Here is a 12,212-nt window from a genome sequence, read left to right as displayed (position 1 = left end):
GCCAGTACCGGATGCCGAGGACTGGCAACGCCCGTTCGAAGCTCCCGAAGGCGAACTCGAACAGCAACTGTCGGCGATCTGGGCCGAGGTGCTGGGCGTGGCTCAGATCGGTCGTCGCGACAACTTCTTTGAACTGGGTGGGCACTCGCTGCTCGCCGCCCAGGCCAGTGCCCGCGTGGAACTGGAACTGGGCATCGAGCTGCCGCTGCGCGCGCTGTTCGAATCCACCGACCTGCAGGCTTATGCCGCCATGGCCGGGCAACACGCCCCGGCTGACAACGATGCACGTCTTGATGCGCTTGAGTCGCTTCTCGACGAGATGGAGATCAACTGATGGAACACACCACTGCCCAGCGTATCGCCAGCCGTTTCGCCGGCCTGCCCGCCGACAAGCGCCGCGAGTTTCTGAGCCGCATGCAGGAGCAGGGCGTGAGCTTCGGCCAACTGCCGATCCCGCCGGCTGCCGAGCCACAAACCCGCTTCGAACTGTCGTACGCGCAGCAACGCCAATGGTTCCTCTGGCAACTCGACCCGCAGAGTTCTGCGTACAACATTCCGGCGGCGTTACGTTTGCACGGGCCGCTGAATGTCGCGGCGTTGCAGCAGAGCTTCGACGTATTGCTGGAGCGGCATCAAAGCTTGCGCAGTCGTTTTGTCGAGGATGACGGTCAAGTCGTTCAGACACTGGCCGGGTTCACATCGCTGGCGATCGAACACATCGATCTGCGCGGCGAACCTCAGGAAAATCGCCTCGATCTCGCATTGAAAAACGTCGAGTTGGAAATCGCCTGCCCATTCGATCTGCAGCACGGGCCGCTGTTGCGGGTCAGCCTGTTGCAACTGGATGCCGAAGACCACGTGCTGTTGCTGACCCTGCACCACATCGTCACCGATGGCTGGTCGATGGGCGTGTTGGTGGAGGAATTCTCCCGTCTCTACGCCGCGCATTGCCAAGGGCAAGATGCAGCACTGGAACCGCTGCCGATCCAGTATTGCGATTACGCCCTGTGGCAACGCCGCTGGATGGAAGCGGGGGAACTGGAGCGCCAGCTCAACTGGTGGCGCGACACGCTGGGCAGCGAACAACCGCTGCTGGAATTGCCGACTGATCGCCCACGCCCGGCGCAACCGAGCCAGCGCGGTGCGCGTCTGGATTTCGCCCTCGATGCAACCCTCGCCAGCGGCCTGATGACCTTGGCCAAACAGCGCGGGGTTACGCCGTTCATGCTGTTGCTGGCGAGCTTCCAGGCCTTGCTCTATCGCTACAGCGGTCAGTCCGACCTGCGCGTTGGCGTGCCGATTGCCAACCGTAATCGTGCGGAAACTCGAGGCCTGATCGGCTTCTTCGTCAACACCCAGGTGATGCGCGCGGAACTGGACGGGCGCCAGCCGTTCAGCCAATTGCTCGACCAGACCCGCACCGCCTCGCTGGATGCCCAGGATTACCAGGACTTGCCGTTCGAGCGTCTGGTGCAGACGCTGCAAGGTGAGCGCAGCCTCAGCCACAGCCCGCTGTTCCAGGTGATGTTCAACCACCAGCAAGCCAAACCGGCCGCGGTCAGCGGCTTGCTCGCCGGGCTGCGAGTCGAAGCGCTGAACGCCACGGCGCACACCACGCAATTCGACCTGCAACTGGACACGCAGGAGGAGGGCGACAAACTGTTCGCCAGCCTGACCTATGCCACCGATCTGTTCGACGCCGAGCGCATCGAGCATTTGGCCCGCCATTGGCGCACCCTGTTGGCCGGTGTGCTGGCGAACCCGCAATGCCCACTCGCCGAGTTGCCGCTGCTGGCTGCCGACGAGCGCCTGCGTATTCTGGATGACCTCAACGACACCGCTCAGGCTTATCCGGGCGAAGTCTGCGTACAGCGCCATTTCGAAGAGCGTGTGGCTGAAAACGGCGCGGCGACGGCGCTGGTGTTCCAGGGCCAGACCCTGAGTTACGCCGAACTGAACCTGCGCGCCAACCGCCTGGCCCATCACCTGCGCGCTCGGGGTGTCGGCCCGGAAGTGATCGTCGGGATTGCCTGCGAGCGTTCGTTTGAAATGGTCGTCGGTCTGTTGGCGATTCTCAAGGCCGGTGGTGCCTATGTGCCGCTGGACCCGGAATACCCGCTGGATCGCCTGAGCTACATGATCGAAGACAGCGGTATTTCGTTGCTGTTGACTCAGGAACATCTGCTGGCGCAATTGCCGACCCCCGATAACGTGCGGACCTTGTGCCTGCGCGCCGAGGCTGACTGGTTGAGCGATCTGCCGGGCACTGATCTGTCCAACCTGGCCATCGCCGAAAACCTCGCCTACGTGATCTACACCTCCGGTTCTACCGGCAAACCCAAAGGCGCGGGCAACCGTCATGTGGCGCTGCATAACCGTCTGGAGTGGATGCAAGAGGCCTACAACCTGTTGCCGACCGACCGTGTGTTGCAAAAAACACCGTTCAGCTTCGACGTGTCAGTGTGGGAGTTTTTCTGGCCGCTGATGAAAGGCGCCACGCTGGTGATCGCCGCACCGGGCGAACATCGCGATCCGCAACGCCTCGCCGCGTTGATCGTCGAACAAGCAATCACCACGCTGCACTTTGTGCCATCGATGCTTTCCGCGTTCCTCGGCGCCGAGGAGTCGCAAGCCTGCACCTCGCTGACACGGATCATTTGCAGCGGTGAAGCGCTGCCGATGGAACTGCAACGCCAGACGCTGCGCAGCCTGCCGCAAGCCAATCTCTACAACCTCTATGGCCCGACCGAAGCGGCCATCGACGTGACCCACTGGACTTGCGTGGAAGAAGGCCGTGACAGCGTGCCGATTGGTCGCCCGATTGCCAACTTGCGCACCTGCATCCTAGACAATGAACTGCAACCGTTGCCGTTGGGCGCGGTGGGCGAGTTGTACCTCGGCGGCGTCGGCCTGGCGCGCGGTTATCAGCGTCGCGGCGCGCTGACCGCCGAGCGATTTGTGGTCGATCCGTTCGGCAGCGGCCAGCGCCTGTACCGCACCGGTGACCTGGCGCGTTATCGCGCCGACGGCGCCATCGATTACTGCGGGCGCATCGACCACCAAGTGAAGATTCGCGGTTTGCGCATCGAACTGGGCGAAATCGAAGCGCGCCTGCAAGAGCATGCCGACGTGCAGGAAGCCGTGGTGCTGGCCCTCGACGGCCCGAGCGGCAAGCAATTGGTCGCGTACCTCGTGCCGCAGGATCGCGCACTGCTGGAGGCCAGTTCCGAGCAACAAGGCGCGTGGCGCGAAACCCTGAAGAGCCATTTGCTCGCCAGCCTGCCGGATTACATGGTGCCGGCGCAGACCGTGCTGATCGAACAAATGCCCCTCAGCCCGAATGGCAAGCTCGACCGCAAACGGCTGCCAGCACCCACCGCGCACGTCAGCCAACGCGCCTTCGAAGCGCCGCGCAGCGAACACGAACAGGTGCTGGCGCAGATCTGGCAGGACGTGTTGGGCGTGGAGCAGGTCGGGCGTCAGGACAACTTCTTCGAACTGGGCGGCGACTCGATCATTTCGATTCAAGTGGTCAGCCGTGCCCGTCGTGCAGGCCTGAACCTGCAACCCCGCGACCTGTTCCAGCAGCAGACCTTGCAAGCGCTGGCCGCTGTGGTTAAAGAACAGGCCGCACCGCTGGCGCATCAAGGTCCGGTGGACGGCGTACAGAAACTCACGCCGATCCAGCGCTGGTTCTTCGACGAACCCATCCCGCAACGCGCGCACTGGAACCAGGCCGTGCTGTTGGTACCGCGTGAAACCCTCGAATTGCCGCGCCTGCAAGCGGCGCTACAACGTCTGCTCAAACAGCACGACGCACTGCGTTTGCGCTTCAGTCAGGTCGACGGTCAATGGTCGGCGCGTTATGTCGGGGCCGACAGTGCCGATGTGATCGACATGCTCTGGACCGCTCGCGTGGCCAGCGATGCGTCGCTCGAATCGGTGTGCGACGAAGCGCAACGCAGCCTCAGCCTGCAAGATGGTCCGCTGCTGCGCGTGGCGTTGATCGCCCAGGCCGACGGTTCGCAGCGGTTGCTGCTGGTGATCCACCACTTGGCGGTGGACGGTGTGTCGTGGCGGGTGTTGCTGGAAGATTTGCAGGCAGCCTACCTTGGGCAAGACCTGCAGCCGAAGACCAGCGCTTTCCAGGCCTGGGCCGAGAAACTCGACGCCTATGCACGCTCCGAAGCCGCCACTGGCGAACTGGCCTGGTGGCAGGCGCAACTGAGCGTCGCCAATGATTGGTTGCCGGCGGCCAATGCCCACGCCAGTCAGGCCGGGCATCTGCGCCAGGGCGTCAGCATCGGTCTGGACCGCGAACAAACTCGCCAACTGCTGCAACAGGCGCCGGCGATCTACCGCACGCAAGTCAACGACCTGCTGCTGACTGCACTGGCCCGCACCCTCAGCCGCTGGACCGGTGACGAATCGGCGCTGATTCAGCTCGAAGGCCATGGCCGCGAAGAGCTGTTCGACGACATCGACCTGACCCGCACCGTCGGCTGGTTCTCCAGCCTGTTCCCGGTGCGTCTGACGCCGACCGCTGACCTGGCGGCTTCGATCAAGGCCATCAAGCAACAGCTGCGCGAGGTCCCCGGCAAAGGCATGGGCTACGGCCTGTTGCGCTACATGGGCGATGCGTCGACCCAAGCGGCATTGGCCGCGTTGCCGCAGGCGCGGGTGACGTTCAACTACCTTGGCCAGTTCGACCAGAGCTTTGCCGAAGACGCATTGTTTACCCCCGCTCGCGAATCCAGCGGTGCCGCGCAATCGGCCGACGCACCGTTGCCGAACTGGCTGTCGGTGGACGGTCAGGTCTATGGCGGCGAACTGAAACTCGACTGGACCTTCAGCCGCGAATGCTTCGAACAGCATGAAATCGAAGCCCTGGCTGCAGATTTCCGTCACGAATTGCTGGCGCTGATCGCCCATTGCCTGAGCGATGGCGCGGGCGGCGTGACCCCGGCGGACTTCCCGCTGGCGCGTCTGACTCAGGCACAACTCGATGGCTTGCCGGTACCGCCGGCGCAGATCGAGGACGTGTATCCGTTGTCGCCGATGCAGGCCGGTTTGTTGTTCCACAGTTTGTATGAGGCGGAGTCTGGCGCGTACGTGAACCAGCTCAGCGTCGAAGCCCGAGGTCTGGATGCCGAACGACTGGGCTGCGCGTGGCAAGCGGTGCTCGACACCCATCCGATCCTGCGCAGCAGTTTCCACTTCCCCGACGGTTTTGAAGCGCCGGTGCAGTTGGTCCATCGTCATCTGCATTTGCCGCTGACCCGCCTCGACTGGCGCGGCCGTAGCGATCAGGCCCAAGCGTTGATTGAATTGATTGACGACGAACGCCTGCAACTCGACTCGACCCGGGCGCCATTGATGCGCTTGACCCTGGTGCGACTCGACGATGATCGCCAGCAACTGATCTACACCCACCATCACCTGTTGCTGGATGGCTGGAGCAACTCGCTGCTGCTGAGCGAAGTTTTGCAGCGCTATGCCGGGCAGGAAGTGCAGGCGCCAACCGGGCGTTTTGCCGATTACATCGGCTGGTTGCAACGTCAGGACGCACAGGCAGATGAACTGTTCTGGCGCGAGCAACTGGCCCACCTCGACAACCCGACGCTGTTGGCGCAGAGCCTGGCCCATGGCGGCGGTAAACACCTGTCGACGGCAGGGTTCGGCGACCATCGCCAGACGTTCGATGTTGCCACCAGCCAACGCTTCAGCGAGTTCGCCCGTCAGCAGAAAGTCACGCTCAACACCTTGGTGCAAGGCGCGTGGGCGCTGCTGCTGCAACGCTACAGCGGCCAGCGCAGCGTGGCGTTCGGCGCCACCGTGGCGGGGCGGCCGGTGGATTTGCCGGGGGCCGAAAGCCAGCTCGGGTTGTTCATCAACACCTTGCCGGTGATCAGCACGCCGGATGCGCTTGAAAGCGTCGGCCAGTGGCTGAGCCGCTTGCAGGCGCAGAACCTGGAATTGCGTGAGCATGAGTTCACCGCATTGGGCGACATTCAGCGCTGGGCCGGACGTGCCGGCGAGCCACTGTTCGACAGCCTGCTGGTGTTCGAAAACTTCCCGGTGGCCGAAGCGCTGCAACAGGGCGCGCCGGCCGGGTTGAGCTTCTCGATCCCGCAGAACCATGAACGCACCAACTTCCCGCTGACGCTGGCGGCCACCGCCGAAAGCCAGTTGAGCCTGAACTGGAGCTATCAGTGCGCTCACTTCAGCGCCGAGGCGATTGCCCGCATGAGTGAGCATCTGGCCGCGCTGCTGGCGGCGATGGTCGCCGCACCACACGCTGCATTGAGTGAACTGGACCTGCTGACCGCGCCTGAACGTACACAACAATTGGTCGAGTGGAACCCCGCGTTCACCGCCACGGCAAATCCGCTGTGTGTGCATCAATTGATCGAGGCCCAGGCGGTTATTCGCCCGGACGCCACCGCACTGATCTTCAATGACCTGGAGCTGAGCTTCGACCAACTCAACCGTCGCGCCAACCAATTGGCCCATCGCTTGCGCGCACTGGGCATCGGCCCGGAAGTGCGGGTCGGCCTGGCGATGCAGCGAACGCCTGCAATGATCATCGGCTTGCTGGCGATCCTCAAGGCTGGCGGCGCCTACGTGCCATTGGACCCGGCGTACCCGGCCGAACGCCTGCGCTACCTGATGGAAGACAGCGGCATTGCGCTGCTGATCAGCCAGTCGTGGCTGCGGGAAAAACTGCCATTGCCGCCAGGTCTGGCGGTGCTGGAAGTCGACCGCGAACCGCTGGAATCGATGGCTGAGACCAACCCGGTCAACCTGACCTGTGGCGAAAACCTCGCCTATCTAATTTACACCTCGGGCTCCACCGGGCGGCCGAAAGGCGTCAGCGTGGCCCACGGTCCGCTGGCCATGCATTGTCTGTCCATCGGCGAGTTGTACGGCATGACCCCGGACGACCGCGAACTGCAATTTGCTTCGATCAGCTTCGACGGCGCCCATGAGCGCTGGCTGACACCGCTGGTATTCGGTTCGGCGGTGATGCCCCGTGACGATGAGTTGTGGAGTGTCGAGCGCACCTGCGCCGAGATCGAAAAACACGGCATCACCATCGCCTGTTTCACTCCAACCTATCTGGGTCAGATCGCCGAATTCATGGGCGAAGCGGGGCGTGATCTGCCGATCCGTTCGTACACCCCGTGCGGTGAAGGCATGGCCAAACATGCCTTCGACGAAGTGCAGCAGGTACTGCAACCGAAACGCCTGATCAACGGCTACGGTCCGACCGAAACGGTGATCACGCCGCTGATCTGGCTGGCGTACCCGGATACCGAATTCGACTCGGCGTTCATGCCGATTGGCCGGCCGGTGGGCAATCGCAGCGCCTATATTCTGGACGGCGGTCTGCAGCCGTTGCCGGTCGGCGTCGCGGGCGAGTTGTACCTGGGCGGCGAGGGCGTCGCCCGGGGTTACCATCAGCGTCCCGATTTGACGGCTGAACGCTTCGTGCCGGATCCGTTCGTACCGGGCGCGCGTTTGTACCGCAGTGGCGACCTCGCACGGTTCCGTGCCGATGGCGTCGTTGAATACCTTGGCCGGATCGACCAGCAAGTGAAGATTCGCGGGTTCCGTATCGAACTCGGCGAAATCGAAGCCTGCCTGCTTGAACATGAAGGTGTGCGTGAAGCCTTCGTGATCGACCGCGAAGGTCCGGTCAGCCGCCAATTGGTCGGTTACGTGGTGCCGCGCGATCCGCTCGCCGATGAGCAGGACCTGCGCGAGGCGCTGACGGCGCACCTGCGCAGCCGCTTGCCGGCGCACATGCTGCCGGCGCATTTGATGTGCCTGGCGGCGTTGCCATTGACGCCGAACGGCAAGCTTGATCGCCAAGGGCTACCGGCGCCAGAGGCCACTCGGCAACAGCACGATCATGTGGCTGCCGCGTCGCCGGCCGAAGCACTGCTGGTGGACATCTGGCAGGAACTGCTGGGGCTGGAATCGGTGGGCGTCACCGAAAACTTCTTCGAACTGGGCGGGGATTCGATCATCTCGTTGCAAGCGGTGAGCCGTGCCGGGCAGCGCGGGTTGGTGTTCAGTCCGAAGCAACTGTTCGAGCAGCAGACCATTCGTGCGTTGGCCGCCGTGGCCGGCAGCCGTGAAGCAACATTGATCGAAGCGCCGAAAGTCGAAGCTTTTTCGCTGGTGCCGCACATCGACGTTGCCGCCCGTGAAGGACTGCAAGACTTGTATCCGCTGTCGCCGATGCAGCAAGGCATGTTGTTCCATTGCCTCGATTCACCGGAGCTCAACCCGTACGTCAACCAGTTGAGCGTGGCGGTGGACGGTTTGCAGGTGCCGCGTTTCCGCGCGGCGTGGCAGACCCTGGTCGAGCGTCACGAAGTGCTGCGTGCGGCGTTCCGCTGGCGCGATGGCCTGGCCGATCCGCTGCAAGCGGTGTTCGCCGACGTCGAGTTGCCCATCGAAGAACTCGACTGGCGTGAGCGCCGCGACACTGAGCAGGCGTTGCAGGAACTGGCCGCAGCGGAACAGGCTAGGGGTTTCGACCTGAGCTGTCCGCCGCTGATGCGTTTCATCCTGGTGCGCCTCGGTGATGACCGTTACCAGATGATCTGGATTTACCACCACTTGCTGCTCGACGGCTGGAGCGCCTCGCGACTGCTGGGTGACATGCTGCGCCTGTACCACAACGACACGTTGCCGACCCTGACCGGTCGCTACGCCGATTACATCGCCTGGCTGCAACGTCAGGATGGGGCGCAGGCCGAGGGCTTCTGGCGCGAACGCTTGGCATTGCTCGAAGAACCGACCATTCTGGCCAAGGCGTCGGGTGCCGCAGGCTCCGGCCACGGCGTGATGTACAGCAACCTCGACAGCGAGGCGACGCGCAAACTGCACACCTTCGCCAAGCGTCAACGCGTGACGCTGAACACGCTGGTGCAAGGCGCGTGGTTGTTGCTGTTGCAACGCCACAGCGGCCAGCGCAGCGTCGCGTTCGGCGCCACGGTGGCCGGGCGTCCGACCGGTTTGGCCGGGGCGCAGGACATGCTCGGCCTGTTCATCAACACCTTGCCGGTGATCCAGACGCTTGATCCGCAACAGCCGTTGGGCGAGTGGTTGCGTGACTTGCAGGACTACAACCTGATGGTCCGCGACTACGAACACACGCCGTTGTCGGACATTCAGCGCTGGGCCGGGCAGGGTGGCCAGGGCCTGTTCGACAGCATCATCGTGTTCGAAAACCATCCGGTGGACCGTGCGTTGCGCGGGGGTGAGGAAGGTGAGCTGCGTTTTGCCGAGGTCGGCAGCGGTGGCGTGACCAACTTCCCGATGGACTTGATGGTCAGTGCCAACGAAGAAGGCCTGGAAGTCGAGTATTTGTTCCTGCAAGACCGCTTCAGTGAGGTGGAAGTGCAGCGGATTCGTGCGCAGCTCGAAGGGTTGCTGCGTGCATTGCCGGAGGATGCGACGTGTCTGCTCGGCGATATTGGCCTGCCTGAGTCGCGTATCAGCCTGCCGCAAGCGTCGGCCGACAGCGCCGATGTGCTGCACGCGTTCAATCAGCATGTACAGACGCAGCCGCAGAACATCGCCTTGATCTGTGAGGATCGGCACCTTAGTTATGCCGAGCTTGAGGCGCAGGCCAATGGGCTGGCGCAGCAATTGATCGATCGGGGCATCGGCGCGGAAAGTCTGGTGGCGGTAGCGTTGCCGCGTTCCGAACGCACCATCGTGGCGTTCCTCGCGGTGCTGAAAGCGGGGGCGGCTTACCTGCCTTTGGACCTGGCGTACCCGGCCGAACGACTGGCTTATATGTTGAGCGATTCGGCCGCCAGTCTGTTGCTCTGCGACAGTGATCTGGGCGAAAGGCTGCCGTTGGCGGATAGCCCGCCACGCCTGCTGCTTGATCAGTTGCGCGTTGCCGACAACGTGGTGTGCCCGGTTTCCAATCCGTTGCCGGGGCATCTGGCGTACCTGATCTACACCTCCGGCTCGACCGGCCAACCGAAAGGCGTGGCCGTGGAACGTGGACCGATTGCCCGGCATTGCCGCGGCATCATCGAGCTCTACGAACTGGCGCCGCGCAGCCGTGAATTGCACTTCATGTCGTTCGCCTTTGACGGTGCTCAGGAGCGTTGGCTGAGTGTGCTGTTGGCCGGCGGCAGTCTGGTGATTCGCGAAGACAGTTTGTGGACGCCGGAGCAGACCCTGGAAGTGCTGCATCGTCACGCCGTCACCGTCGCCTGCTTCCCGCCGGCGTACCTGCAACAAATGGCCGAAGTCGCCGAACGTCTGGGCAATCCGCCTGCGGTTGAGGTGTATTGCTTTGGCGGTGATGCGGTGCCGGACGCCAGTTTCGAACAGGTCAAACGCGCCTTGCGTCCGCAGCGTCTGGTCAATGGCTATGGCCCGACCGAAACCGTGGTCACGCCGCTGTTGTGGCGTGCCGAGGCCAGCGAAACCTGCGACGCGGCGTATGCGCCGATTGGTCGGGGCGTGGCCGGGCGTGGCTTGTACGTGCTGGATGTCGACCTCAATCCGTTGCCGGTCGGCGTCAGCGGTGAGCTGTACCTGGGCGGCGAATGCCTGGCGCGGGGTTACCACCAGCGTCCGGGCATGAGTGCCGAGCGTTTCATCCCCGATCCGTTCGAGGCCGGTGGCCGCATGTACCGCACCGGCGACTTGGTGCGCCAGCGTGAGTGCGGGTTGATCGACTACCTGGGACGGCTCGACCAGCAAGTGAAGATCCGTGGTTTCCGTATCGAACCGGGCGAGATCGAAGCGCGTCTGCGTGAGTGCGCGGGCGTGCAGGATGCCGCCGTGGTGGTCCACGACACGCCGACCGGCAAGCAATTGGTCGGTTATGTGGTGGCGGCCGGCGCAGTCGGTCTGGATCGTCGCTTGAAGTCTGAACTGCAAGCGCAACTGCCGGATTACATGGTGCCGGCGCGGATCATGGTGCTGGAACGCTTCCCGCTGTCGGCCAACGGCAAGCTTGATCGTCGCGCACTGCCAACGCCGGAATGGGCGCTTGGCGGCTATCGCGCGCCGCGCAATGCCCTGGAAACGGCGCTGACCGCGATCTGGCAAGAGGTGCTTGGCGTGCCGCAAGTGGGCATTGACGATAACTTCTTCGAACTCGGTGGTGATTCGTTGCAGGTGCTCAAAGTCATTTCGCGGGTGCGCAGCCAGCCGCAATTGGGCTTCGAATTGAAGCTGAGGGATCTGATGCAGAAACCGTGCATCGCCGAACTCAGTGGCTATCAGGTGGCTGAACCAGCGTCCGCACCGGACCCCTTGCTGGCGCTGAATGCGCGAATCCCCAACGTGCCGGCGTTGTTTTGCCTGCACGCCGGTTTCGGCACGGTGTTCGACTACGAACCGCTGGCGCGGCGTCTGGAAGGACGGCGCACGGTGTACGGCGTGCAATGCCGGATGTTGCTTGATCCGCAGTGGCAGGACGAATCGCTGCTGGCCATGGCGCAAGCCTATGCGCAGCGGATTCGCGGTCAGCAGGCCAAGGGCCCGTATTACCTGTTGGGCTGGTCGTTGGGCGGCGCGTTGACGCAACTGGTCGCACACGAACTGGAATCCTTGGGTGAAACGGTTGCGTTTGCCGGGCTGGTCGACAGCTACGTGGCGGGCACCGCGGAAGCGGGGGACTGGCGCGAGGATCTGGGCGACTTCCTGAAGTTTGTGCTCGGGTTACCGGCCGATGAGGCTCAGGCATTGATCGCGCGCAAAGCCGCTGATTTGAACGAGCGCGAGGGCTCCATCGCAGTGATCGAGGCGGCCTTGCACGGTTCCAATGAGCAAGCGGCATTGGGCGCAGGGGAACTGACGCAGATTTTTGCGACGGGTTCACGCCTCAAACAACTGGCGTTGGCGCATCGGCAACTGCCGGTGATTCAGGCAGCGGCGCATCGCTGGTGGGTGGCCGAGCGCGACGACGAGCGCCGGGTGTTCGAGGCGCAGGTCGGCAGCCATGGCGTAGATCGCCTGTTGGCCGGCGGGCATTACGAACTGCTGCGCGGCGACGAGTTGCTGGATGAGCTGGAAGACTTGCTGGAACACCGATTGACCCTTGCTTGAAAACAATCGTGATTAGAGGGGCTTTTGTGGCGAGGGGGCTTGCCCCCGTTGGACTGCGCAGCAGTCCCTTCGTTTTTGGGTGAAGAGGGGCCGCTACGCGACCCAACGGGGGCAAG

Annotated in this window: 2 protein-coding genes; both read left to right on the top strand. The window is 63.4% G+C overall.

What is annotated here, in order from left to right; translation table 11 throughout:
• Positions 1-67: 67 nt before the first annotated feature.
• Positions 68-334: a phosphopantetheine-binding protein gene (locus ACWKV5_RS25325; protein WP_483843507.1), complete on the top strand. Its 267-nt coding sequence runs from the start codon at positions 68-70 to the stop codon at positions 332-334.
• Positions 334-12,096: a non-ribosomal peptide synthase/polyketide synthase gene (locus ACWKV5_RS25320; protein WP_483843485.1), complete on the top strand. Its 11,763-nt coding sequence runs from the start codon at positions 334-336 to the stop codon at positions 12,094-12,096. The genes ACWKV5_RS25325 and ACWKV5_RS25320 overlap by 1 nt, the downstream gene beginning before the upstream one ends.
• The last annotated feature ends 116 nt before the right edge of the window (positions 12,097-12,212 follow it).

The sequence above is a fragment of the Pseudomonas oplopanacis genome (genome assembly GCF_057128725.1).
This window is presented reverse-complemented; position numbering and strand designations above follow the sequence as displayed.

Bases quoted from the DNA above. Each gene is read 5' to 3' on its own strand.
- ACWKV5_RS25320 (WP_483843485.1), top strand. From the start codon at position 334: ATGGAACACACCACTGCCCAGCGTATCGCCAGCCGTTTCGCCGGCCTG.